Below are 25,256 nucleotides of genomic sequence, written 5' to 3' on the forward strand. Positions count from 1 at the left end.
GTTCCGCCGCGTTCGTAGCGCCTCTCCCAATCGGCAATACTGCTCTTGTTGCGGATGTTGAAAACCGCCGCAGCCTGACGATGGGAAAGCCCATCTTCCCATATCCGATGAAGTACCGATAGCTTGAACTCGGCATCGTAGCGGCTGAACTTCTTCTCCAGCCCCGAAAGACCGTGAGCCGCATGGATTGCCACCCACTTGCGAACCGTCGAATGATCAATCCCGAACCGAGTGCCGATCGCACGGAAACCATCCGTACCACCCGCATAGGCAGACACCACCGACTGCTTGAACGATATGCTGTATCTAGACATGCAAAACCCCGAAAAGTTGGGTCCAACTTTCCGGGGTCAGTTCACATCGCTGCGAGGGCTTTTTCTTTGTCCGTCGATCCGGGCGGCGCATGAGCCCCGCCCGCATATTCGGTGTCAGGCGGTCTTATGACCCTCGAGACCGTAGTAGAGAATGTAGACGTAGCAGATAACCGGCATGAGGAAGGCAAGGTGGATGCCGATCGTATCCGCCAGGCCGCCCATGACGACCGGCAGGATGGCGCCGCCGACGATGGCGAGGCACAGGATGCCGGAGCCCTGGCTGGTGTGGCGGCCAAGACCCTTCAGCGCCAGACTGAAGATGGTCGGGAACATGATCGAGTTGAACAGGCCGACGGCCAGGACCGCCCACATGGCAAGCTTGCCGCCGGCAAATACGGTGAGCAGCAGCAGGACGCCTGCGAGCAGGGCGTTGAAGGCGAGCGCCTTGCCGTCGTCGATGTAGCGCATCGCATAGGCGCCGATGAAGCGCCCGACCATGGCGCCACCCCAGAAATAGGCGACGTAATGGGCGGCTTCGGATTCCGGCATGTTGGCAATCGTCGGCTCGGCCAGATAGTTGACCAGGAAGCTGCCGATCGACACTTCGGCGCCGACATAAACGAAGATGCCGACAGCGCCGAGAACCAGGTGGCGGTAGGACCAGGCGGAGGCGCGCTCGTCACCGGCCGAGGCCACTTCTTCCTCTTCGACATGCGGCAGCTTCAGCGCCGCGAAGATGGCGGCAAGAACCAGGAAGGCGATTGCGAGAAGCATGTAGGGGAAGCGGACGGCGTCGGCTTCCGCCAGGCGCATGGCTTCGAGCTGCTCGCCCGTGGCGCTCTGGATGTCACCGGTTGCGGCGGACAGGATCAGGAAGGCGCCGAACAGCGGCGCAATCGTCGTGCCGAGCGAATTGAAGGCCTGGGTGAGCGTCAGGCGGCTTGCGGCCGTCTCAGGCGCGCCGAGCTCGGTGACATAAGGGTTGGCTGCGACCTGGAGCACTGTCACGCCGGTCGCCAGAACGAAAAGCGCGCCGAGGAAGAGTGCATAGACGCGGTAGGCGGCGGCCGGGATGAAGAGCGCGCAGCCGATGGCGGCGATCAAGAGGCCGACGACGATGCCCCACTTGTAGCTGATGCGCTTGACCAGCGCGCCGGCGGGCAGAGACACGATGAAATAGGCGCCGAAGAAGCACAGCTGGATGAGCATCGACTGCGTATAGTTCAGCGAAAATACGTTCTTCAGATGTGGGATCAGAATGTCGTTGAGGCAGGTAATGAAGCCCCACATGAAGAACAGGGAGGTCAGTGCGACCAGGGCGAATGTGTAGTTGTTGGCGCCTGCAGAGGCCGAAACGCCTCCGGTCTTGACGCTGCTATTGGAGAAACTAGCCACTTTGAAATCCTCAGACTAACTCGATGCAGCCAATGCTGCACTGCGGCAAAAACATGCCGCCTATGCGGCTATATGTTGCAGCTGCTAACAGTTGGAAAGGGCGACGGCTCGGGTTGAGCCGTGTTCACAGTGGATAAGGCCTAGTCATTGATGCCGGTGTGTCTGCGCGTCGCGCATGGCGCAAGCCGTCGGAAAGCGGTGCATGAAACATTCGTTCGCCGAAAGCGTGCCGATCGACAATATGCGAACGATATTCGTGCTTTAGTGGCAATATGTAAGGACGCTCGCCTAAATTTACGGCACTGGAAAAACTATCGGTCGAGAGTTCGCGCGATGTCGCATGGCTTGAGTTCACGGAAACGTGAACGGATCAGCGCTTCACCGTCAGGCCTACGCCGGCGCGGACGATGTCTTCATTCGATTCACCGCCTGTCGTGCGCTCGTATTCCAGGTCGGCCGTCATATCGAGATAACGATTGATGCTCCAGGTCAGGCCGGTGCCGACGATCCAGGTGACGTCGTTATCGCTGGAATCCTGGAAGTCGCGGAAGGTGGTGGCGCCGGTGAGCCTTGCAACAAGGTTGTCTCGCACCTCGCGGGCAATCGCCGAGTTCAGCTGATATTCGACCCAGCCGCTTTCGCCCGGCGCGGTGGCATCCTGCATGGCGGTGCGCAGGCCAAGATCGACGTCAGTGCCGCGTTGGGGCGACCAGCGGACATTGCCATCCAGGGTGAAGGCATCGACGGCGTCGAGGCGGGCATCCTCGTAGGCGACGCGCTGATAACCGCCGGCGATCTCGCCGCGCATCTTCTCGCCGAGATCGAATTCGACGCCGAGACGGCCGGCATAGGTATCGGACGAACGTGCAAAGCCGGCGCTGTCGCGGCGGCGGTCATAGAAGGTGTGGCCATAGGCGATCTCGGCAAACGGGATGAGTGCCGGGGACAGTTCGTAACCGAGGCGCAGCCGGCCATCGATGCCGGTGCGGTTGCGGTCCTTCATGCTGACGACTGTGCCATCGGACAACTTGCCGTCCGTATAGATCGAGCGTGTGGCGCCGATGGCGGCCAAGCCGTGGATACGCCCGACTTCGCGCTCGATCGATGCGCCGCCGGTAAATTCGTGGATGCCCGCCTGTTCAGCATTGCCGCCGAGCGAGTTCGGATCGGAGACATCCTCGCGCTCGAAACTGTAGCCTGCGGTCAGGTGTGCCTCGGTGTCGTCGGCGAGATCGAGGCGCAGGTCGGCATTGAGGTTGGCTTCCGGATCGGTGTCGTCCTGGTTGCCCTTGAGATTGCGCTCATAAATACCTTCGCCGGTGACGGTCAGCGCGTGGCGCGACCAGTCGGATGTCAGGGTGCCGCGAATGCCGGTGGCGAGGTAATGGCGGGTGTCGCGCGAACCGTTGGTGCGTGTGCTCTCGGTGTTGATGCTCTGGCTGACCGAAGGGCGCAGCATGAACGTGCCCATGCGGATGCCGGTCGGATCGACCTGTTGTCGCGGGGCTTCCTGCTGATCGATCGGCTCGGCACCGGGATCGAGATCCTCGGCATAGGGCTGGTTGAGGTCGTCTTCGTAGGGGCGCTCCCGAAGCGCTGCTGCGGCAGGGGCATTCTCCTGCCCCTCGGGCTGCTGGTCCGCGGTCGGCGCATAGGGATCCGTCGCGCCGAACACCTGCGGGCCGGACTGCTGAACGCCCGTCTGGGATGTGCCAGGCTCCGTCTGGGTGCCCCGGGTGACGGTGGATGCGCCGGGCGTTCCGAGCTGCGTATCGGGAAGCGCGGGCAGGGGGCTGGAATTGGTCGGAAACAGGTTCTGCGCACCGGCCGAGACACCACAGGACAGGGCCGCAAGAGTGACAGCGAGGCCAAAAGCCTTGCGTCTCCCTCGCCGGGTCGTGCCTGTCTTGGTGTCGATCGTCATGGAATGTCCGGCAAGCTCAAATACTTACCCAAACGTAAAGGGTTTCGTTTTGCATACACGATAGATTTCCCGATAAGTGCATGTAAGTAAACGATTTTATTTGCGTCAGGGCGTTCGCTAATACTCTATTAGGAGAGGGTTATTTTATGGTTAACAGGTGGTGAAAACGTACTAACAAACCCTTCTTGCACTATCCGTTTGAATTCGATGGAAATAGCTTCGATGAGCAGCCGCAAGTTGACGAAGTGCAATTTCGAGGGTGGGCAAAATTGAGGGTATCAAGTTCAACACGATCTCTCCGAGCGCTTAGCAACAAAAGCTGGAGAGCGCCAAGATCGAGCGAATTGATGCCGGGTACGTTAAAGCAGTCTACAGCGCGTTACGGCTACAGATAATCCTGCCCGATCTGGCGGTCGTGAGTGGCAATAACGAAGTAGTTTTCGCGCTCCCGGTTGTTGCATGCTTCGTAAACCGCTTTCGTCTCCGCTACATGCTACGATCTGGCCGGGGCATATTCGTAGGAGAAAGCGTTACGGTCTCGGCATTTCGAAGAGATCTTCGTGAATTTCCGCCCGTAGGTTTGGTTCATCATCTTTGAAGCGTGGACGTGTGCGGTTGCCATCAAGGAAGCCAAAACGATCAAGAATCATGAAGCCAAGGATGACGGCGCCGATAACGCATATGCCGCCGATCACTGCCTTGAAAAATGTATGAAGGTATTGGTCAAGCGCGTAATTGATGCCGACTGCTACTGCGAATCCTGTGCCACCGGTCGAGCCAATAAAGGCGAGAACTTTGATCATGACCCAAGCTGCGCCAAGACCAGAAGTATAATCGGCGTCACGTGGAGAACCTAAACCCTTGATCGTTCCCTCCACACGGGCAGCGCGTCGTTTCCCAGTGTGAAGACAACTCAACTTGAAGCCCTGCCGAGCATCGAGGTAGTCAAAGTTGATGAAGATATTTCGGTCATCGCTAATTTCGATCCTCGCATTGTTTGCGGGAGCGCTCATGTCCGTCAGCGACGCGGATATGATTTGGGTCTCTATCGGCAGTGTCAAACGTAGTTTGTCGGCTGGTGCGATGTCATTATGGTCGAGAGTTTTTCCGGCGTCATTCCAGAACGTCATCGTTGTCTTAGTAAGCCGAGGGATGACATGCCCTTCAAAGCGTATTTCAAGCCTTTCGTTGTAAATTTCATCGGTAGCACCGATAATAGTTGTGTCCGAGCGCGTGTAGAGAAAGCGCCGCGCGACTCGGCTTTTCAAAAGCGACCAAAGCGCAAGCGCCGTGCCGACGAAGCCAATAAGAAAATTAAGGTTTTCGTAGGTGAAAACCGCAGACGCATAAGCCCACATTAGTCTGCGTACTCTCTCCTCAAGGAAGTCAGTGAGGCGCAGTGCCCGTCCTCTACCGACAGCATCACATTTTCGGAAATTCCTTGAGATTTGAAAAGTCTTTGGGTGAGTGTTCGCTGCGACTGAAAGGTGTGGGCGGCATTTTTCAACTGTTTTCTTCGCTGCGAGCAATATTCGTTACATAGATTCTCAACAACTGTTGATCGGATAGCACGGAGGCATAGGTAGATCGCAATGCAGATCGAATACGCCAAGCTTGTCAGGGATGGCGCATTTTAGCGAAACGATTGCTTTGTCGAAATATCGTGGTGTCAGGTTAGCCAGCGACGGCGGTAGACTCGTTACGAACCGCAGTTCCATCTGGCGATTGGAGCCGGACGGCAGCTGGCGTATGGTCTTTCACCAGGGCACGCCAGCCGCCTGATCGAATTACTTCTCCCGGTAAAACACCATGCCGCCGTGATGCAGCGTGTCGTTATCGACGAAGGTGCCGTCGGCGGTGAAGCCGGTGTCGTCCCAGTAGTCGATATGGCTGCCGGTGACGAGATAACGGCCCTGGTAGGCGCTCCGGCGCGTGCCGCGGGCCTCGTCATAGCGGCCGGTGGGTAGCAATTCCTGGCGGATGCGGCCGTCGCCGGTCACCCACATGCCGAGATAGGGATGGTTTTGAGGCTGTGCGGCCTGGGTCTGAGTTCTATTGGACATGGTGTCCTCTGCCTTTGCGATATGGGCCACCGCGCCGAGAGACGCGGCGGTTGCGATGATAATGGTGACGATGATCAGGAGGGGATTGCTCATGGTTTCGTCTCTCCATTTTCGGTCTCGCGCCGCTCCTCGAAGAGCTGCGACAGGACCTGGGAGGCGGCGATCGCCTTCGGGAAGCCGGCCGGCACCGTCACCATGTAGATGACCTCCTTGAGCTCCTCCTCCGACACGCCGATGTTGAGCGCATAACCGGCATGGATCTTCATGTAGGCCGTCTCGCCAATCGCGGCGAAGGCGGCGATTGCAGCGAGCTGACGCGTGCGGTTGTCTAGACCGGGGCGCGACCAGACGTCGCCGAGCGCATAGGCTTCCGTCGCCTCGGCAAGGAAGGGGAATTCCCTTCGCATGCCTTCGAGCGTCGGCTGCGTCATGCCGTTGTTGAGGCCGCGGATGACCGCGGCCCCACGCTCCCGCCGCTCATCGGTCGCCTGGGCAACAGCGACCTCTGGTGCAAGGCCAAGAAACGTGGCGGTACCCACCGCAGCGACATTGGATACGACCTGGGATCGGATCTGTTGAAACATGATGGTCTCCTCTTGCTGGCTTGTCGGTTAGCTCCCGGTCAGAACGCGGCCCGCGTTGGGCGCACGACGATCTCGTTGACGTCGACATCCTCGGGCTGCTCGATGGCGAAGCGGACGGCGCGGCCGATGGCGTCGGGCGTGAGCGCGATGGCGCGATAGGTCTTCATGCCTTCGATCGCGGTCGGATCGGTGATCGTGCTGGCAAGCTCGCTTTCCACCACGCCCGGATGGATGCAGGTGACCCGCAGCTTGTCGTTTTCCTGCCGCAAGCCATCGGAAATCGCACGCACCGCATATTTGGTGGCGCAATAGACCGCTGCAGTCGGGGAGACGACGAGCGCGCCGACGGAAGCGATATTGATGATCTGGCCCGAACCGCGCTCGGTCATTTCCTGAAGGACTGCGGCGACACCGTAGAGCACGCCCTTGATGTTGACGTCGACCATGCGATCCCATTCGTCGACCTTCAGTGAGGCCATGGGCGAGAGCGGCATGACGCCGGCGTTGTTGACGATGACGTCGATCCGTCCGAACTCCTTTCGCGCGGCGTCGGCGAAGGCTGCGACATCGGCTCGGTCGGTGACGTCGACCTTGCGGGTCATGACCTTGCCGCCGGCCTTGCGGATCTCTTCAGCGACTTCTTCCAGCCGATCGGTGCGGCGGGCGCCGAGCACAACGGTCGCACCCGCCTTGGCGAGTTCATGGGCGATGCCGACGCCGATACCGCTCGACGCGCCGGTGATGAGAACAACCTTGTCCATGACTTTCTCCTCTTGTTTTCCGCCTCATTGCGGTTGCCAGGAAGATATGTCTGGAGCATTGTTGCGATAAGCCGCCTATTCGTTCATGCGGCGGTAAGGATCGCTAACCAATGCTGCCGGACTTCAATGCGCTCGCCGTCTTTGCCCTTGTCGCGGAGGAGAAGAGTTTTCGCGCCGCTGCCGACCGGATGGGGGTCACCCGCTCGGCCGTCAGCCAGACGATCCGCAAGCTCGAGGAGACGCTCGGCATTGCGCTTGTCAGCCGTACCACCCGCAGCGTGGCGCTGACCGAGGCAGGCGAGCGGCTTTATGCCGAAGCGGCGCCGGCGCTCGTCGACATGCAGGGCGCGATCGAGGCGGCGGCGAACCTTCGCGGGCTGCCGCGAGGCAGGCTGACGCTCGCGGTGTCGTCGATTGCCGACAGCTTCCTCTCCGGTCCGCTTCTGGCATCCTTTCTGGAAGACAATCCCGACGTGAAACTGCATGTCACCGTGACCGACGAGGAATTCGATATCGTCGCGGAAGGCTATGATGCGGGTGTCAGGCTGGGGGAGGTGATCGCCCAGGACATGATCGCGGTGCCCGTCTCGGGCGAGCAGCGTCAGTTGGCCGTGGCATCGCCGGATTATCTCGAACGGTTCGGCAGGCCGCGCCATCCGAGCGAGCTCGCGAGCCGCCGCTGCATCGGCTGGCGCCGGGCGGCGAGCGTTGCGCCCTATCGCTGGGAGTTCGAGGAGGATGGCCGGGAATTCTCGGTGGCGGTGGCGGACACGATCACGACCACCGACATGGCTTTGATGATCAACCTAGCCATCGCCGGTGCCGGGATCAGCTTCGGCATGGAGGACAGTTTTCGCCCGGCCATCGCGCGCGGGGAGCTGGTGCCGGTGCTTGAAGAATTCTGCCCGCGCTTTGCGGGCTTCTACCTTTACTATCCGAGCCGTCGCAACATGGCGCCGAAGTTGAGGGCGCTGGTGGAGCATTTGCGCAGTTTTCGCCAGGCGGCGGGGTAGGGACTTTCTTGGCAGGCGGATATGCGGCGGTGGATTTCGCAGTCCGCGCTTCAAACGCTGCTGCTGCGGTGCTATGCGCTGCTCGACCCCGGCCCCGGCTGCCGGCAATAGAGCGTGAACAGGGTATGGAGTGAAGCAGGTGAGGGACATGGAGCAGAATTCCTCTGCCTATATTCTCTTCCGCGACGACCTTGCCCGGACATCCCGCCTGCTTGCCGACCCGATCGAGATCGTGGTTGCGCGGACCGTGGATGAGGTTATCCCGGCGCTGCAAAGGCTCGAGGAACACCGAAAGTCCGGCAAGTGGCTTGCCGGATATCTCGCCTATGAGGCCGGATTTGCCTTCGAGGAGAAGCTTGTGCCGCTGGCACCAGTCGGCCGCGAAACGCCGCTCATCTGCATGGGCGTGTTCGATGCGCCCTGCGAGGAGAGCGATCCGAGACTTTTCCCTCCCGACGAGCCCGTGTCGAGGGGCATGCTGAGCGAGCCATGCGCGGCCTGGGACGAACAGACCTATGCCTCGCGCTTCGGCGTGCTGCATGACCACCTGCGCAAGGGCGACTGTTTCCAGGGCAATCTCACCATGCCGATTACGGCACGCTGGACGGGTGACGCGAAAACCCTGTTCTGGTCGTTGATCGAGCGGCAGCCGGTGCGCTACGGCGCGCTTGCCGAACTCGGTGGGCTCGCCGAACCCGGAAGCCCGGCGGTCGTCTCGCGCTCGCCGGAACTGTTTTTTTCCGTCGATGAAGAGGGCTGGATCGAGACCCATCCGATGAAGGGGACGGCTGCCCGTGGTGCGTCGCCTGCCGAAGACGAGGCAATCAAGGCCGGCATGCTGGCGGACGAGAAGACGCTGGCGGAAAACCGGATGATCGTCGACCTCTTGCGCAACGACATCTCGCGCATCACCGAGGCCGGCACGCTTTCGGTACCGAAGCTCTTCGATATCGAGACCTATCCGACGGTGCATCAGATGGTCAGCCATGTGCGGGCGAAGCTTCTGCCGGAGGCGGGTTTGCCGGAGATCATGCGGGCGCTGTTTCCCTGCGGGTCGATCACCGGGGCGCCGAAGCTCAGTGCCATGACGATATTGCAAAAGCTGGAAGCTGGACCGCGCGACGTCTATTGCGGCGCTATCGGCTGGTGCGATCCGGCGGGGCGGATGCGGTTTTCGGTGGCGATCCGCACGATCAGCCTTTTTTCCGACGGGCGGGCGGTCTTCAATGTCGGCGGCGGCATCGTGTTCGATTCGGTGCAGGAAGCGGAATATGAGGAGTGCCTGCTGAAGGCGCGGTTCGCGGTGGGGGACCAATGGATTTCTCGTTGATCGAGACGATGCGCTGGACGCCCGATCAGGGCTTCATCCGGCTGGAGCAGCACCTGAGACGGCTTTCCCGTTCCGCCGATGCGCTCGGCTTTCGTCAGGCGAAGGATGTCGAAGGTCTGCTGAAGCAGGCGGTCGGGGGCGAGGAGGCGATGCGCGTGCGTCTCGTCATGTCGTTCCGCGGTACGGCCGAGGTGACGGCGGTGCCGTTTTCCCTGCAGGGTGACGACACCGTCTGGAAAATCAGGATCGGTGCGACGAAGCTCAAGTCCGACGACCCGCTCTATCGCCATAAGACATCGCGCCGCGAACCCTACGAGGCCGCCCGGGCGGAATTTTCCGCCGACGATGTGGACGAGGTCCTGCTCACCAACGAGCGCGGCGAACTCTGCGAGGGGACGATCACCAACCTGTTCGTCGAGGATCAGGACGGCATCCTGATGACGCCGCCGATCAGCAGCGGCATCCTGCCCGGCGTGCTTCGGGCAGACCTGATCCGCGAGCATCGCGCGAAAAGCGCGGTGCTGACGCCGGATGTGCTGAACGAGGCGAGCAAGGCCGTGCGAAAAATCTTCGTCGGCAATTCGTTGCGCGGGCTGATCAGGGCTGAACTGGTTTAGGAGTTCTGCTCCTTCTCAAACGCCGCCGTGGCGAAACACGGCCAGTTCCGCGCCCTTTGCCTGCGCGTCCTGCAGCATGGCTGCGAAACTATCGACAAGATGTTCGACATCGTCTGGATAGAGTTCGCCGAATACGTCCGGCTGTTTCTTGTAGAGCCCGGTTGTCGCTTTGCGGATATCGCCGAGTGTCTTTAGCTCGCCGAATGCGATGGTCACCTTTTGCCGGTCGAAATAATACTGCCCTGTCACGTCGTCCCAGGCGTCGATCGGCACCGGAATACGCACCTCCTTGCCCCATGCAAGGATGTCGAGCGCTTCCGCCAGCGAGGGCAGACCGAGCGCCGTGACCGGTCCGATGTAATCCTCTGTAAAGCGCATGAGCGTTGTTCCGTCGTTATCGAGCCGCGTGCCGTAGGTGGCAAACAGCATCTCGGTCGCAAGTGCCACATGCCAATGGTATTTTTCGATCCTCTTGTTCGCGAGGATACGGTCCAATCCGTCTGCAACGCGCTCGCGTCCCTCGTCGCCGCCGAATTGGGAGACGATCGGCGCCGTTTTTTCCAGCACATGCGCCTTGATGGAAGGATCGTTCGATCCGAAGGCGCCGGAAATCGTCGCGGTTCCGGCAATGACATAGGCTGCGAGCGTAAATTCGGTCATTCCCGCGGAACTCCCTGCAATGAATGATGAAAATGTCTCAGTCAGTTTCTAGTGCGCTGGGACGATGTTCCAAGAGGCAAGCACGAACACGCGGAGATTGACAGGGGCCGGTCGCGACGTCAGCCTGTGCCGCATGACGCTCGCCTACACCCCCTATGACGGCTCGTCGAAGCCCTTCACCATCGGCCTCCTGCAACTGGAGCCGGAGCGCTGGATCGAGCCGGACGGCGATCTCAACGAGCAGGTGCTGCTGAAGCGTTCGCTTGTCGCGCAGCATGGCGAGCTTGTTCTGCGGGCGGAGGCGGGAACCGAGGAGGCGCAGCAGGAGGTTCTCGATCTGCTCTGCGACTATCTGCCGGCTTATCATCCGGACAGTTACCGGGCGGACGCCAACCACATTGTGGTTGCGGGGGGCGACACCGATATTGCCGACGAGAGCATGATGCCGCTGCATCGTGCCGGACTTCTGGTTCAGGACGATCTGGTCATCATGCGCAAGGGCGATAATGGCTGGCGGATCGCGGCTGCCTTCCTCGCCTTTCCATCCTCCTGGCATCTGTCGGAAAAGTTCGGCCTGCCGATGGACGAGGTGCATGCCCATGTACCGGGTTTCGAAGGCGGCAGCCGCAATGCGGGTCTCATCAACCGCATGTTTGACAATCTGGCGCCGGGGCGGATCGTCGTGCGCTGGAACTGGTCGGTCAACTGGTCCCATGCGCTCTACCATCCGAATGCCAAGTCGGCGGAGGAGAAACGCGGCGTGCCGGCGGAAAGGGCGTTCATCCGGGTGGAGCGGCAGACATTGCGCAAGCTGCCGATATCCGGCGACATCCTCTTCACCATCCGCATCTATCTCGACCCGGTCGCCGCCATTCTCGCACAGCCGAACGCCAGGGAACTGGCCACGTCAATGGCCGACCAGCTGGAGGCGATGTCGGATGCCGAGACGGCCTATAAGGGACTGACCGAGAAGCGGGCGGAAATGGTCGCGCTGCTTCGCAAAACGGAAGGCGTTAAGACTGCAGCGCGATAGTGCCTTGTCCTTGCCGTGATCGTGGAACAAGCACTTTATTGTGACGGATTTTTATGATCTAGGCCGCGCATCAAACACGCATTGAAATACTCGTCACACTGGCCGGTTATGCGTGAAAGCCTGGCTGCGGGTTTTAAAGAGCAGTCGATTATTAGGGAGTATGACATGTCGGATACCAACTACCCGGTTTACGCCGAAATCACCGGCCCGGTCGTGATGATCGGCTTCGGTTCGATCGGCCGCGGCACGCTGCCGCTGATCGAGCGCCATTTCAAGTTCGACAAGAGCCGGATGGTGGTCATCGACCCGCGCGAAGAACCGTCCGACATGGAAATCCTGAAGAAGCACGGCGTCCGTCACATCAAGGAGCATGTGACCAAGGACAATTACAAAACGCTGCTGAAGCCGCTTCTCGACGACGGCAAGGGTGGCCAGGGTTTCTGCGTCAACCTGTCGGTCGATACCGGCTCGCTCGACCTGATGAAGCTGTGCCGCAAGCTCGACGTTCTCTATATCGACACGGTCGTCGAGCCGTGGCTCGGCTTCTACTTCGACAAAAGCATGAAGAATTCCGAGCGCACCAATTATGCGCTGCGCGAAACCGTGCGCCATGAAAAGAAGAAGAACCCGGGCGGCACCACGGCCGTTTCCACCTGCGGCGCGAACCCGGGCATGGTCTCGTGGTTCGTCAAGCAGGCGCTGGTCAACCTCGCCAACGACACGGGTGTCAAGTTCGACGAGCCGGATCAGAACGATCGCGAAGGCTGGGCCAAGCTGATGAAGAAGCTGGGCGTCAAGGGCGTCCACATCGCCGAACGCGACACCCAGCGCACCAAGCATCCGAAGCCGCTCAACGTGTTCTGGAACACGTGGTCGGTCGAAGGCTTCATCTCGGAAGGCCTGCAGCCGGCCGAACTCGGCTGGGGCACGCACGAAAACTGGATGCCGAAGAACGCCAAGAAGCACAAGAAGGGCTGCAAGGCCGCCATCTACCTGGAGCAGCCGGGTGCCAACACCCGCGTTCGCACCTGGTGCCCGACGCCGGGTCCGCAATACGGCTTCCTCGTCACCCATAACGAGTCGATCTCGATCGCCGATTACTTCACCGTCGAGAAGGACGGCGAAGTCGTGTATCGCCCGACCTGCCATTATGCCTATCACCCGGCAAACGATGCGGTTCTGTCGCTGCACGAAATGTTCGGCAATGGCGGCAATCAGCAGCCGGTCCTGCACGTTCTCGACGAGGACGAACTGGAGGACGGCGTCGACGAACTCGGCGTGCTGCTCTACGGCCACGAGAAGAATGCCTACTGGTACGGTTCGCGCCTGTCGCTGGAAGAAACCCGCCGCATCGCCCCTTACCAGAACGCTACCGGCCTGCAGGTGACCTCGGCGGTTCTCGCCGGCATGGTCTGGGCGCTGGAAAATCCGAAGGCCGGCATCGTCGAGGCCGACGAGGTGGACTACAAGCGCTGCCTGGAAGTGCAGACGCCTTACCTCGGCCCGGTCGAAGGCCATTACACCGACTGGACCCCGCTCGAAGGTCGCCCGGGCCTCTTCCCGGAAGACATCGACGAAAAGGACGCCTGGCAGTTCAAGAACATCCTGGTTCGTTAAGCGGACGCGGACGTTATTTTCTGTGTACTCGGGAGACGCTCGCCATCCGGCGGGCGTTTTCTATGGAAACAGCCTGTCGCACTACTGTACAAGCCTACGCCTTGCCATACATGAAGCGGCACGCCATGCTCTACACCGAGGCATGACCGACCGAATCGCGGGAGATAGATCATGAATTTCAAATTGGGCCTCGTGCTCGTCGCCGCAGCCAGCCTGAGCGCCTGCGTGTCTTCGCCGCCGCCTCGTCAGATGGCCGCTGCTCCGCGTCCGCAGGGCGTCGAGGGCAGCTGGGTCGATCCGAACGGGATCGTTTCGACCTTCCAGGGCGGCACCTTCAACACCCGCGCCAGCGACAGCAACGCGCTACTCGCGTCGGGCAACTACACGACACTGTCGCCGACGCTGGTCGAGATCAACATGACCTCGCTGGTGCGCAAGACGCAGTCGCGGGTAAACTGCTCGCTGGTCTCGCCGAGCCAGCTGAACTGCACGCAGGACAGCGGTGCCCAGTTCTCGTTGACGCGTCGCGGCTGAACCACCCATTCCTTTCGATCTTCACGGAAACCCCGCGCGAGCGGGGTTTTCGCGTTATGGGCGTAAAGTTGCGCGTGGCACCCTTGTCATATTTGCCTTGAAACCGATTTTGCTTGGTGAAAACATGCGCCGCACAACGGCTGTCACGCACTGACACTAGAACAATCGGGAACGGCCGCATTTTGCGCGGCGCATTGCAAAGGAGATATCTGATGATGAAGACTATGGGACTGGGCATCCTGACCGCCTCGGTCATGGCCCTTTCGAGCGGCGTAGCGCTGGCCGATTTCGAACTCAATATTCTCCACATCAACGACCTGCATTCGCGCATCGAGCCGATCAACAAATATGATTCCACCTGCACCGCATCCGAGGCGGAGAAGAACGAATGCTTCGGCGGCATTGCCCGCGTGAAGGCTGCCATCGATGCGCGCCGCGGCGAGCTGCAGGGCAAGAACGTGCTGGTGCTGGATGCCGGCGACCAGTTCCAGGGCTCGCTGTTCTACAGCACCTACAAGAGCGCTCCCGTCGCCGAGTTCATGAACGGCATCGGCTTCGACGCGATGGCGATCGGCAACCACGAATTCGATGACGGCCCGGACGAACTCCTGAAGTTCATCAACGCGCTGAAATTCCCGATCATCTCCGGCAATACGATCGCCAAGCCGGGCTCGGAGCTTGCCGACAAGTACAAGGGCTACATGATCAAGGACTTCGGCGGCCAGAAGGTCGGCGTCGTCTCGGTTCTCGCGACCGATACGGACGAAACCTCGTCGCCCGGCCCGGATATCACCTTCGAGGACGAGATCGAGTACCTGAAGAAGGCGGTCGCGGACCTGCAGGGTCAGGGCGTCAACAAGATCGTCGTGCTGTCGCATGTCGGCTACGTCAGGGACCAGGAAATCGCCGCAGCGGTCGACGGCATCGATGTGATCGTCGGCGGCCACAGTCATACATACCTGTCCAGCACCGACACGAAGGCTGCAGGCCCGTATCCGACCATCGTCAAGAACCCGGCCGGCGTCGACGTGCCGATCGTGACGGCCTATGCCTATTCCAAATATCTCGGTGATTTTACCGTGGTCTTCGACGACAACGGTGCCGTCAAGTCGACATCCGGTGCGCCGAAACTGCTTGATGCGTCGGTCGCTCAGAACGAAGCCTATGTCGCCAAGGTCAAGGAACTCGGCGGACCGCTCGAAGAGCTGAAGAAGAAGGTTGTCGGACAGTCGGAAAGCGCCATCGATGGCGACCGCGTCAATTGCCGCGCCAAGGAATGCACGATGGGCAACCTGCTTGCCGACGCCCAGCTCGACCGCGTCAAGGATCAGGGCATCACGCTCTCGATCCAGAACGGCGGCGGCCTGCGTGCCTCGATCGATGCCGGCGACGTGACAATGGGCGAAGTCCTGACGGTTCTGCCGTTCCAGAACACGATCGCGACCTTCCAGCTCAAGGGTTCGGATGTTGTGGCCGCGCTGGAAAACGGCGTCAGCCAGATCGACGACGGCGCGGGACGCTTCCCGCAGGTCGCCGGCATGAAGTTCTCATTCGACAAGTCGAAGCCCGCCGGTTCGCGGGTGAGCGACGTGCAGGTCAAGGAAGGCGATGCGTTCGTGGCGATCGACCCGGCCAAGACCTATGGCGTCGTCACCAACAACTACGTGCGCACGGGCGGTGACGGCTACAAAGTGTTCAACACCAATGCCCAGAACGCCTATGACTTCGGCCCCAACCTCGAGAACGCGGTTGCCGATTACATTGCCGCCAACAGCCCCTACAAGCCTTACACGGACGGCCGCATCACCGACCTGACGCCGGCCGATTACAAGCCGGCACCGAAGCAGACCGCCCAGGCGCCTGCTGCTCCGGCCACACCTGCTCCAGCGGCAACCGCTCCGGCAGCGCCGGCTCCGGCCCCGTCGACGACGGCCCCGGCAACTGCGACGGCCCCTGCCGCCGTCGAGGCCCAGGGCCAGACGACGCCGCCGGCTGCCGGTCCGACCAAGTACACGGTGGTGAAGGGTGATTCGCTGTGGAAGATCGCCGAGAGCACCTATGGCGACGGTGAGAAGTGGACGGATATTTCCAAGGCCAACACGCTGCGCAATCCGAACATCATCCTCGTTGGCGAAGAGCTCGATCTGCCGGCGAAATGAGTTTCTTGACGCTGATCAAGGACCGCAGTGCGCGGTGAAAGGATAGATCGGGACAAAATGTCCCGATCACAATGACGGCTCGGGGTTTCCCGGGCCGTTTTTTGTTTCTAAGTAATCCGCAGCTTCGCCATCACCGTATTGGTTTCGGTACGCTCATCTGGAAGACATTCATGACCTCTTCGTCACCCTTCATGCCCGCCGGCCACCCGCCTGTCTCCTTCGGAAAGGTCGGCGTGCTGCTCGTCAATCTCGGGACGCCCGACGGCACGGATTACTGGTCCATGCGGCGCTATCTCGCGGAGTTCCTCTCCGACACGCGCGTCATCGAATGGTCGAAGCTCTACTGGTATCCGATCCTCTACGGCATCGTGCTCAACAAGCGGCCGCAGAAGGTGGGCAAGGCCTATGAGGAGATCTGGAACAAGGATCTCAACGAGAGCTACCTGCGTACCTATACCCGCAACCAGGGTGAGCTGATGGCCGAGCGGTTGAAGGATCTGCCGAATGTCGTGGTCGACTGGGGCATGCGCTACGGCAGTCCGTCGATCGCCTCGAAGATCGATGCGCTGAAGGAACAGGGCTGCGACCGGATCGTGCTCTTTCCGCTCTACCCGCAATATGCGGCGGCGACGACCGCGACCGTCAACGACAAGGCTTTCGAGCACTTGATGAAGCTGCGCTGGCAGCCGGCCGTGCGTACCGTGCCGACCTATCACGACGACCCGGTCTATATCGAGGCACTGGCCAATTCGGTGCGGCAGACGCTGTCGACGCTGGACTGGGAGCCGCAGCTGCTGATCACCTCTTTCCACGGCATCCCGCAATCCTATTTCAAGGCGGGTGATCCCTATTACTGTTTCTGCCAGAAGACGGCGCGGCTGCTGCGCGACGCGCTCGGTTATACCGAGCAACAGCTTCGGATCACCTTCCAGTCTCGCTTCGGGCCCGAGGAATGGCTGCAGCCCTATACCGACAAGACGATGGAAGGGCTGGCAGCGGAGGGCATCAAGCGGGTCGCGATCATGAACCCCGGTTTCGTCTCCGACTGTCTGGAAACGCTGGAAGAGATCGCCGGCGAGGCGGGCGAGATCTTCATGCATCACGGCGGCGAGAAGTTTGTCCACATTCCCTGCCTCAATGACAGCGAAGGCGGCATGAATGTGCTGGAGACTGTGGTTCGGCGGGAGCTGCAGGGCTGGGTTTGACGTCAGCGAATAGGAGCAGGTCATGATGAAGGCAATCGTTACCGGCGGGGCCGGGCTGATCGGGACCGGTATCTGCGAGGCGCTGTCTGCGAGAGGCTATGAGGTCGCGTCCTTCGATCTGACGGAAGCGGCACATCCGGTCGAGGGCGTGCGGCAGGTCGAATGCGATGTGTCCGACGAGGCCTCGGTTGAAATCGCGGTTGCCGAACTCAAGTGGGATCGGCTCGACCTGCTGGTCAACAATGCCGGTGCCACCGGCGGTGCGCTCGGTACGCCGATCCTCGACATGTCGCTGACCGACTGGCGCCGGGTGATCGACAGCCACCTGACCGGTGCCTTCCTGATGACGCGGGCGGTCGCGCCGCTGATGCGGGAAGGCGGCTCGATCGTCAACATGGCGTCGACCCGCGCCTTCATGTCGGAGCCGAACTCGGAAGCTTATGCCGCCTCCAAGGGCGGGCTGGTGGCTCTCACCCATGCGCTTGCCGTCAGCCTCGGGCCGAAAATCCGGGTCAACGCGATCGCGCCGGGCTGGATCACCAACGAGACGAAGCTCAGCCATGAGGACGAGACGCAGCATCCCGCCGGTCGCGTCGGCCGGCCTAAGGATATTGCCGATGCGGTGCTCTATCTCGCCGGTGCAGGTTTCGTGACGGGGCAGACGCTTTCGGTCGATGGCGGCATGACGAAGAAGATGATCTACGCCGAATAGACGGCATTTTCTGCTGCCGGCAGATTGATGCCGTGATCTTCGAAATAGCGCTCAAGCGCTTCGGTTGAGGCTCCGTGAAAGGCAGCCGCTACATAGCTGTCGGGCCGCAGCAGATAGACGGCATCGCGGGCGAGGCCGGCATCCTCGCAGGCCGGTTGCCAGGGGAAGACCTGCAATGGGATCGCGTTCCTGCTGCACCAGTCCTCCACCGCATATCCGGCGTAGCCGTAGACTTGCACCTGCCAGCAGAGCTTGGTGAACTCGTCGTAGTTCGAGCGACCGTTGCCCGTATCCAGCCAGGGCAGGCGATCGCCGCCATGGACCTGACCGGCCTCGCCGACGCTCAGATAGCCGTCACGGTAGTTGATCATGATCTGGGAGACGGTGCGGAACATGAATTCGCGCACCGGCTCCAGTCTGCTCGCCGCCGGCATGACGAGCGGGACGAGTTTCGTGCGAACGAATTGCGCGATACGACCATCCGACGTGGCAAGGCTGAAGGCCTGGTCGGTGGTGCGGACCAGCTTGCGGGCGAAGGCGATGCGCTCTTCCTCGAAGGACGACAGCAGCCGCTCGACTGCCTGAATGTCGCGGACGCTGCCGGACAGGATGGCCTTCAGCTTCCAGGCGAGGTTGATGGCATCGCCGATGCCGGTATTCATTCCCTGGCCGCCGGCGGGGCTGTGGATATGCGCGGCATCGCCAAGAATCAAGGCGCGTCCCCTGCGGAACTGTTCGGCCACCCGGTGATGGACGCGGTAGGTTGAGAACCAGTTGACCGAAGTGACCTCGATACCGAGATGTTCGACTGCCTTGTCGTTCAGGTCCTCGAAACGCAGGCTGCCCGCTTCGGCATCGCTTTCCTCCACCGTGCCGATGAGACGTGCCCGTGTTCCTTGGTCGAGCGGAAAGACGGCGAGAAAATCCGCGCTATCGAGCGCGATGTTGAGTTCGCCGTTCATGGGCGGTCCGGATGCCTCGACATCGGCGACATAGAAGGTCTGCTCGTAGGTCCCGCCCGGAAAACCGAAGCCGAGGGATTTGCGCACGGCCGAGCTGGCACCATCGCAGCCGGCAAGGAAAGCTGTTTCGGATGTGGTTTGCCAACCGTCCGCCGTCTGGAGGCGCGCGACCACGCCGTCGGGCGTTTCCTCGAAGTCGATGAAGGTCGTGTTCCATTCGACCGTCACGCCCATGGCTTCCAGCCGCGAGAGCAGAAGCGTCTCGTGTCGGTCCTGCGGATAGATATGCAGGAAAGGGTACGGCGTCAGACTCTCGCCGATATCGCCCAGCGATACCCGCGCTTGCTTTTCACCGCCGACCCAAACGTTGACGCCGGCAACGTGATGGCCTTCGGAAACGATGGCGTCGGCGAGATCCAGCTGGCCATAAAGTTCGAGCGTCCTGGCATGCACGGCAAGCGCACGTGATGCGGTGCCCGGGCCGGGCGCCTTCGAGACGACGCGGACAGAAACGCCCATCTTCGTCAGCCACAGCGCCAGTACAAGGCCGGTCGGTCCAGCTCCCACGATCAGCACGTCACGACGCATAACCCTACCTCCTCGATCCCGCTTTCGAATCTAGGGCCGAAGGCGAAAAGGCAAAGGGATATGGTCGTTGCCGCCCGCGATCAGACGCCGCGCTTGTTGCCCCAAAGCAGGACGTGGAGCTGCGGCAGGACCGTGGCGGAGAACCAGCGGTCGCCGGTCACCTTGTCGACCAGCCACAACATGCGGTCCATGATGCCGTCGAGATCGATACGGGCGTCATCGTCATCAGGCGGCGGAGGCGTGTGATTGCCGGGCTGGAGGTAGACGGGCAATTCCGGATAGCGCCGCGACGCCGCTCTTGCGAAATCATAGTCGGCATCGTCGAAGACGACGAATTTGAGGGCGATGCGCGGCGCTTTTCCAGCCGCTGCAAGACAGTCCGTGACGGCGTCCCAGTTGGTCTCCATGCCGCTCGATGGTGGTTTCGGCGAGAGGACGAGCACGTCGAGATCGGCAAACCAGTCGCGCGCCACGCTCCCTTGCGTCTCTATGGCGAAGCGGTAGCCGTCGTTCTTGCCGCGCCGGATCAGCGGCTTGAGCGGCTGGATGGCAGGGTTGCCGCCGGACAGAGAGACCATCAGCGGTGTGTCGCCGGAAAGACGGCGGACTTCCTTCCAGATCGTCTCGGCATCCATCGGCGTCCAGTCATGGCGATAGGCGCTGTCGACGGCGTGCAGCGTATCGCACCAGGAACAGCGATAGTCGCAGCCGCCGGTACGCACGAAGACCGTCGGCTGGCCGATCAGCATGCCTTCGCCCTGGATGGTCGGGCCGAAGATCTCGCTGATGCGGATCGTCTCAACAGAGCCGGTCATGGCCGGTACTCGGCCCAGGTTTTCGGCGTTTCGCTGACGCGGACGGCCGTGGTTTCCGGCAGGCGGGTCTTGCACCAGTCGTAAAAATGCTTCGCCAGATATTCCGACGTCACCCGGTCGTGGCCGAGCACATCGTTCAGGTGGCGATGGTCGAACTCGTCGTCGATATAACGCTTGAGAGGCGCCAGTTCGTGATAGTCGCGCACGAAGCCGTCGTCGTTCAAGTCGGCGGAGGCCAGCTCGACGACGACGATATAGTTGTGGCCGTGCAGGCGGGCGCATTGGTGATCGGCCGGCAGGTGCGAGAGCTGGTGCGAGGCGGAGAAATGAAATTCCTTGGTGATCCGGTACATCAGCGGATCTCTTCGGCCCTGAAGCCTTCGGTCGCCGCCTTCCAAAAATCCGGATCCTCGTAGTCGGTAGGGTCCTCGACGCCCGCGAGGTGGAAAGCCTCGCGGCGCTCGACGCAGGTGCCGCAGCGGCCGCAATGCCTGTCGCCGCCCTTGTAGCAGGACCATGTCTCGATGAAGGGCGTGCCGGTGCGCGCGCCATCGGTGACGATGTCGGCCTTGGAGCCGGTCACGTAAGGTGCCAGCAGTTTCACCGAGGCGTAACCGTCCAGCGCATGGCGCTGCATCGTGTCGAAGGCGTCGATGAAACCCGGTCGGCAATCGGGATAGATGAAGTGGTCGCCGCCATGGACGGCGATGGCGACCGCATCCGCCTGTTTTGCTGCTGCTACGCCGAAGGCAACGGTCAGCATGATCGCGTTACGGTTCGGCACCACGGTGATGCGCATCGTATCTTCGGCGTAATGGCCGTCGGGAACGTCGACATTATCGGTCAGAGCGGAGCCGGTAAGCTGGCTGCCGATGGCGCGCATGTCGATGATCTGGTGGAATACGCCGAGGCGTTTTGCAGCAGCGGCGGCAAATTCCAGTTCCTTCCTGTGGCGCTGGCCATAATCGAAGGAAATGAGGCCCATGAGCTCGCCCTTGGCGGCGATGTTATGGGCAAGCGAAACGGAATCCAGTCCGCCGGAGCAGACGACGATAGTCTTCATGGTCAGGGTCCTTGTTTTGTCCGGGTAGGCTGCGACCGGTCTTCGTGTGGCTCTTTAGAACGTTAGCCTGCGTTTGTGAATGCTTGACCTGAACTTCCTCCGCCACACATATGGCAGCGACATCGTCATGGGGGATTTATTCTATGGATATTGGTGGGTTTGATATTTTCGTGATCGTGGTGGTGATCCTTGCGATCATGCTGCTCTTCGCCTTGGTGAAGACGGTACCGCAGGGATATGCCTACACGGTCGAGCGTTTCGGCAAATATACGCGTACGCTGCAGCCGGGCCTCAACATCCTGACACCGTTCATCGAGCGCATCGGCTCTAAAATGAACGTGATGGAGCAGGTGCTCGACATTCCGACGCAGGAAGTGATCACCAAGGACAATGCCAGCGTCGCAGCAGATGCGGTGGCCTTCTACCAAGTGTTGAACCCTGCCCAGGCGGCCTATCAGATCGCCAACCTGGAAAACGCCATCCAGAACCTGACCATGACCAATATCCGTTCGGTCATGGGCTCGATGGATCTCGACGAGCTCTTGTCCAACCGTGACGTCATCAACGAGCGCCTGCTGCGCGTGGTCGATGAAGCCGTCCATCCGTGGGGCATCAAGGTGACCCGCATCGAGATCAAGGACATCCAGCCGCCGAAGGACCTGGTTGAATCCATGGCCCGGCAGATGAAGGCCGAGCGCGAGAAGCGCGCGCTGGTGCTGGAGGCCGAAGGTGCCCGCAACGCGCAGATCCTGCGTGCCGAGGGCGCAAAGCAGGCGGCCGTTCTGCAGGCCGAGGGTGAGCGCGAGGCGGCGTTCCGCGAGGCGGAAGCGCGCGAGCGTCTGGCCGAAGCGGAAGCGAAAGCGACGCAGGCCGTGTCCGAGGCGATCGCGGCCGGCGACGTGCAGGCGATCAACTATTTCGTGGCGCAGAAATATACCGAGGCGCTGGTCGAGATCGGCAAGGCCAACAATTCCAAGGTCGTGCTGATGCCGCTCGAAGCCTCGTCGCTGATCGGTTCGCTTAGTGGCATCGGGGCGATCGCCAAGGAAGTGTTCGGCGACGGCAATGGCCCGGCGCCCTCTGCTCCACGCCCGCAGCCCCCGCGTCCGGCCCGCAGCACGCCGACGGTAACCGCCGTCGTGCCGCCATTCACGCCGCCGACCTCCGAGAGATAAGGCGATGGTGATCGAACTCTGGAACAGCCTCGGGGCATGGAGCTGGTGGATCGTCGGCATCGTGCTTCTGGTGCTGGAACTGCTGGTGCCCGGCGTCTTCCTGATCTGGATCGGCGCTGCCGCGGTCGTGGTGGGCGCGTTGTCGCTCGCGCTCTGGGATTCGGCCTTCTGGGGCTGGCATGTGCAGCTTCTGCTGTTTGCCGTGCTGTCCGTTCTCTTCGCCGTCGTCGGTCGCCGGATCTACAATGGCAAGGGCAGCAGGACCGACGAACCGACACTCAACCGCCGTGGCGAGAGCCTGATCGGACGGACGGCGACTTTGTCCGAGCCGATCCTCGAAGGCCGCGGACGCATCAAGCTCGACGATACGATGTGGTCAGTCATGGGGCCGGACCTGCCGGTCGGCTCGCGCGTGCGGGTGATCGCGTCCAGCGGGCGGGACCTGACGGTGGAGCCGGTGATCAGGTAAGTCTTGCTCCCCTCATTCCTGTGCTTGTCACAAGAATCCAGCCACGCGAAGTCTTTCGCGTTAAAGGACTCTCCAGCGTCGCAGACGCGACGCTGCTGGATCCCTGTGACAAGCACAGGGATGAGGGAGTCCTAGGCTGACCGGGATGCCCGGAACAAGGTGCCACCTCGTTGCTACCATTCAACGAAACGGCCGGGTCTCCCCGGCCGTTTGTCGTTTCAGGCCCTCAGCCGAGTTCCTTGTCCAGCGCCTCAAGCTCATCGATCAGGCCCTCGATCATCGACAGGCCCTTTGACCAGAAGGTGGGGTCGGTGGCGTCGAGGCCGAAGGGTTTCAGGAGTTCCGAATGGTGCTTGGTGCCGCCGGCCTTGAGCAGCTCGAAATACTTGTCCTGGAAGCCCGGAGCGGCGTTCTGGTAGACCGCGTAGAGCGAGTTCACCAGGCAATCGCCGAAGGCATAGGCGTAGACATAGAAGGGCGAGTGGATGAAGTGGGGGATATAGGTCCACCATGTCTCGTAGCCTTCCGAGATCCTGATCGCCGGGCCGAGGCTCTCGTTCTGAACCGACAGCCATAGTTCGCCGATCTGTTCCGCCGTCAGTTCGCCGTGCTTGCGGGCCGTGTGGAGCTTGCGCTCGAACTGGTAGAAGGCGATCTGGCGCACGACCGTGTTGATCATGTCCTCGACCTTCTGGGCGAGCATCGCCTTGCGTTCGCGCCTGTCGGTCGTCTTTTCCAGAAGCGCGCGGAAGGTCAGCATCTCGCCAAAGACTGATGCGGTTTCCGCCAGTGTCAGAGGCGTCTGGCACATCAGCGCGCCTTGCTCGCCGGCCAGCACCTGATGCACGCCGTGGCCGAGCTCGTGGGCGAGCGTCATCACGTCGCGCGGCTTACCGAGATAGTTGACCAGGACATAGGGATGGGCGGACGGCACGGTCGGATGGGCGAAGGCGCCCGGCGCCTTGCCGGGACGGGCAGGGGCATCGATCCATTCCTCATCGAAAAAGCGGCCGGCGATGTCAGCCATCTCGGGGGCGAAGGCGCCATAGGCGGAAAGGACGGTGTCCTTGGCGGTGGTCCACGGGATCAGCGCCTTCGGTGTTTCCGGCAGCGGGGCGTTACGGTCCCAGTAGTTCATCTGGTCCATGCCGAGCCATTTCGCCTTCATCGCATAGTAGCGGTGGGAGAGGCGCGGATAGGCCTGCTGCACAGCCTCGGCCAACGCATCGACCACCTCGCGCTCGACGCGGTTCGCCAGATGGCGGCTGTCGGCGATGTCTTCGAAGCCGCGCCAGCGGTCGGAGATTTCCTTGTCCTTGGCAAGCGTGTTGGTGATCAGCGTGAAGACGCGCAGGTTCTCGCCGAAGGTCTTCGAGAGGGCGGCGGCAGCCTTGGCGCGCACGGCCGGATCGGCTTCCTGCAGCATGTTGAGGGTGACTTCCAGCGGCCGCTTCTCGCCATCGATGTCGAAGCGCAGCTCGGCCATGGTCTCGTCGAACAGGCGGTTGAGGGCGGCGGCCGAGGTCATCGACTTTTCGAGGAAGAGTTGTTCCAGCTTGTCGTCCAGCTGGAAGGGCTTGTCCTTGCGGAGGTCGACGATCCAGGGGCGATAGTGGTCGGCGGCCGGATCGCGATCCATGCAGGCGTCCATGACCGTGTCGTCGATGCGATTCAGCTCGAGTGCGAAGAACAGGAGATGAGCAGACATGTCCGTCAGCTTCGCCTGGACGTCGCCATAGAACTTGCCGTTGGCCGGATTGGACGTGTCGGAGAAATAGGTGAGGCCGGCAAAGGAGCCGATCTTGCCGAGCAGGTCGTCCAGCGCCTCGTATTCCTTCAACGCCTCGCCGATGCCGCCGGTACCGGTCTTCGTCGCAGCTTCGGCAAGCTTGCCCTTCCACTTCGTTTCGAAGGCGAGCGCATCCGTCTCGCCTTTCTTCAGGTCGGCGGCGAAGGCGGGTGCATCCTTGGCGGCGTAGAGATCGGAGAGTTTCCAGACGGGCAGCGTGCCCAGAACGGGATCGTTTACAGGTTCGGAGGGCGCGACGCTCGCGGTGGCTGTGGCCATTGCGATGCGCGGCTGCGCGGGGCGGTTCAACATGACTGGTCCTTTCCTGAAATCGATCAACGAGGGTTAGCATTTCGCATCCGTCGGCTCCAGACGTCCGCTTTTCGTTCAGACGGTTAAAATGTGAGCTTTTCTCAAAAGGGGATGTTCAAGCCTATCTGGCACAACCTTAGGCATAAGAGCCCAGAAAGGGCG

The 25,256-nt window shown here is 61.3% G+C and carries 24 protein-coding genes; 11 read left to right on the forward strand and 13 right to left on the reverse strand.

Going from position 1 to position 25,256, the window contains the following annotated elements:
- From BM216_RS31815 to BM216_RS31850, 7 genes are all read right to left on the reverse strand, one after another.
- On the reverse strand, positions 1-314 hold a 314-nt coding region (locus BM216_RS31815), incomplete at its 3' end, for a helix-turn-helix domain-containing protein (RefSeq protein WP_143102789.1).
- A gap of 114 nt (positions 315-428) precedes the next feature.
- Complete coding sequence (gene fucP / locus BM216_RS31820; RefSeq protein ID WP_093004180.1) at positions 429-1,709, reverse strand: L-fucose:H+ symporter permease; 1,281 nt, start codon at positions 1,707-1,709, stop codon at positions 429-431.
- Between the two features lie 370 nt (positions 1,710-2,079).
- Positions 2,080-3,633, reverse strand: a complete 1,554-nt coding sequence (locus tag BM216_RS31825) for an outer membrane beta-barrel protein (protein WP_093004182.1) — start codon at positions 3,631-3,633, stop codon at positions 2,080-2,082.
- A gap of 530 nt (positions 3,634-4,163) precedes the next feature.
- Positions 4,164-4,991, reverse strand: a complete 828-nt coding sequence (locus BM216_RS31830) for a hypothetical protein (RefSeq protein ID WP_093004184.1) — start codon at positions 4,989-4,991, stop codon at positions 4,164-4,166.
- A gap of 429 nt (positions 4,992-5,420) precedes the next feature.
- Positions 5,421-5,789 carry an Atu4866 domain-containing protein gene (locus BM216_RS31840; RefSeq protein ID WP_177231016.1) on the reverse strand — a complete coding sequence of 123 codons (369 nt, stop codon included), beginning with the start codon at positions 5,787-5,789 and terminating at the stop codon, positions 5,421-5,423.
- Complete coding sequence (locus BM216_RS31845) at positions 5,786-6,280, reverse strand: carboxymuconolactone decarboxylase family protein (protein WP_093004186.1); 495 nt, start codon at positions 6,278-6,280, stop codon at positions 5,786-5,788. The genes BM216_RS31840 and BM216_RS31845 overlap by 4 nt, the downstream gene beginning before the upstream one ends.
- A gap of 38 nt (positions 6,281-6,318) precedes the next feature.
- A complete protein-coding gene (locus BM216_RS31850) occupies positions 6,319-7,041 on the reverse strand; it encodes an SDR family oxidoreductase (protein WP_093004188.1) in 723 nt (240 codons plus the stop codon).
- Positions 7,042-7,151: 110 nt separating this feature from the next.
- Between BM216_RS31850 and BM216_RS31855 the strand changes: the two genes are divergently transcribed.
- The 3 genes from BM216_RS31855 to BM216_RS31865 all read left to right on the forward strand — a co-directional run bounded on the left by BM216_RS31855 (position 7,152) and on the right by BM216_RS31865 (position 10,001).
- A complete protein-coding gene (locus BM216_RS31855; protein WP_093004190.1) occupies positions 7,152-8,054 on the forward strand; it encodes a LysR family transcriptional regulator in 903 nt (300 codons plus the stop codon).
- Positions 8,055-8,202: 148 nt separating this feature from the next.
- Positions 8,203-9,384, forward strand: coding sequence for an aminodeoxychorismate synthase component I (locus BM216_RS31860; RefSeq protein ID WP_093004192.1), 1,182 nt, complete (start codon positions 8,203-8,205; stop codon positions 9,382-9,384).
- Positions 9,369-10,001, forward strand: a complete 633-nt coding sequence (locus BM216_RS31865; protein WP_093004194.1) for an aminotransferase class IV family protein — start codon at positions 9,369-9,371, stop codon at positions 9,999-10,001. Before BM216_RS31860 ends, BM216_RS31865 begins: the two co-directional genes overlap by 16 nt.
- A 15-nt stretch (positions 10,002-10,016) precedes the next feature.
- Here the strand turns inward: BM216_RS31865 and BM216_RS31870 are convergent, their stop codons facing one another.
- Positions 10,017-10,661 carry a hypothetical protein gene (locus tag BM216_RS31870; RefSeq protein WP_093004196.1) on the reverse strand — a complete coding sequence of 215 codons (645 nt, stop codon included), beginning with the start codon at positions 10,659-10,661 and terminating at the stop codon, positions 10,017-10,019.
- A 97-nt stretch (positions 10,662-10,758) separates the two neighbouring features.
- On the opposite strand from BM216_RS31870, the gene BM216_RS31875 reads away from it, so the two are divergent.
- From BM216_RS31875 to BM216_RS31900, 6 genes are all read left to right on the forward strand, one after another.
- On the forward strand, positions 10,759-11,694 hold the full coding sequence (locus BM216_RS31875) for a heme-dependent oxidative N-demethylase family protein (protein ID WP_348272032.1): 936 nt from the start codon (positions 10,759-10,761) through the stop codon (positions 11,692-11,694).
- A gap of 165 nt (positions 11,695-11,859) precedes the next feature.
- Positions 11,860-13,311, forward strand: coding sequence for a homospermidine synthase (locus BM216_RS31880; protein ID WP_093004198.1), 1,452 nt, complete (start codon positions 11,860-11,862; stop codon positions 13,309-13,311).
- Positions 13,312-13,482: 171 nt separating this feature from the next.
- A complete protein-coding gene (omp10, locus tag BM216_RS31885) occupies positions 13,483-13,845 on the forward strand; it encodes an outer membrane lipoprotein Omp10 (protein WP_093004200.1) in 363 nt (120 codons plus the stop codon).
- 212 nt (positions 13,846-14,057) lie between these two features.
- Entirely contained in the window at positions 14,058-16,004 is a 1,947-nt protein-coding gene (locus tag BM216_RS31890; protein WP_093004202.1) for a 5'-nucleotidase C-terminal domain-containing protein, read from the forward strand.
- 170 nt (positions 16,005-16,174) lie between these two features.
- The gene (hemH, locus tag BM216_RS31895) at positions 16,175-17,209 is read left to right on the forward strand and encodes a ferrochelatase (protein ID WP_093004204.1); all 1,035 of its coding nucleotides are present in this window, start codon (positions 16,175-16,177) and stop codon (positions 17,207-17,209) included.
- A 22-nt stretch (positions 17,210-17,231) separates the two neighbouring features.
- Positions 17,232-17,921 (forward strand): SDR family oxidoreductase, encoded by a 690-nt coding sequence (locus tag BM216_RS31900; RefSeq protein WP_093004206.1) that lies wholly within the window; start codon positions 17,232-17,234, stop codon positions 17,919-17,921.
- Here the strand turns inward: BM216_RS31900 and BM216_RS31905 are convergent.
- From BM216_RS31905 to queC, 4 genes are all read right to left on the reverse strand, one after another.
- Complete coding sequence (locus BM216_RS31905) at positions 17,909-19,471, reverse strand: FAD-dependent monooxygenase (protein WP_093004208.1); 1,563 nt, start codon at positions 19,469-19,471, stop codon at positions 17,909-17,911. The genes BM216_RS31900 and BM216_RS31905 overlap by 13 nt on opposite strands.
- A gap of 80 nt (positions 19,472-19,551) precedes the next feature.
- A complete protein-coding gene (queE, locus tag BM216_RS31910) occupies positions 19,552-20,286 on the reverse strand; it encodes a 7-carboxy-7-deazaguanine synthase QueE (RefSeq protein ID WP_093004210.1) in 735 nt (244 codons plus the stop codon).
- Positions 20,283-20,639, reverse strand: a complete 357-nt coding sequence (queD, locus tag BM216_RS31915; RefSeq protein ID WP_093004211.1) for a 6-carboxytetrahydropterin synthase QueD — start codon at positions 20,637-20,639, stop codon at positions 20,283-20,285. The genes queE and queD overlap by 4 nt, the downstream gene beginning before the upstream one ends.
- Positions 20,639-21,349, reverse strand: coding sequence for a 7-cyano-7-deazaguanine synthase QueC (queC, locus tag BM216_RS31920; protein WP_093004213.1), 711 nt, complete (start codon positions 21,347-21,349; stop codon positions 20,639-20,641). Before queC ends, queD begins: the two co-directional genes overlap by 1 nt.
- Positions 21,350-21,492: 143 nt before the next feature.
- Here queC and BM216_RS31925 point away from each other — a divergent pair, with 143 nt between their 5' ends.
- Both BM216_RS31925 and BM216_RS31930 read left to right on the forward strand, forming a co-directional pair.
- Entirely contained in the window at positions 21,493-22,524 is a 1,032-nt protein-coding gene (locus tag BM216_RS31925) for an SPFH domain-containing protein (RefSeq protein ID WP_093004215.1), read from the forward strand.
- Positions 22,525-22,528: 4 nt separating this feature from the next.
- A complete protein-coding gene (locus BM216_RS31930; RefSeq protein WP_093004217.1) occupies positions 22,529-22,993 on the forward strand; it encodes an NfeD family protein in 465 nt (154 codons plus the stop codon).
- Positions 22,994-23,219: 226 nt separating this feature from the next.
- On the opposite strand, the gene BM216_RS31935 is transcribed toward BM216_RS31930, so the two are convergent.
- The gene (locus BM216_RS31935; RefSeq protein ID WP_177231017.1) at positions 23,220-25,061 is read right to left on the reverse strand and encodes a M3 family oligoendopeptidase; all 1,842 of its coding nucleotides are present in this window, start codon (positions 25,059-25,061) and stop codon (positions 23,220-23,222) included.
- Positions 25,062-25,256 lie beyond the last annotated feature (195 nt).

Source organism: Rhizobium sp. NFR07 (genome assembly GCF_900111905.1).
Lineage (GTDB): Bacteria > Pseudomonadota > Alphaproteobacteria > Rhizobiales > Rhizobiaceae > Neorhizobium.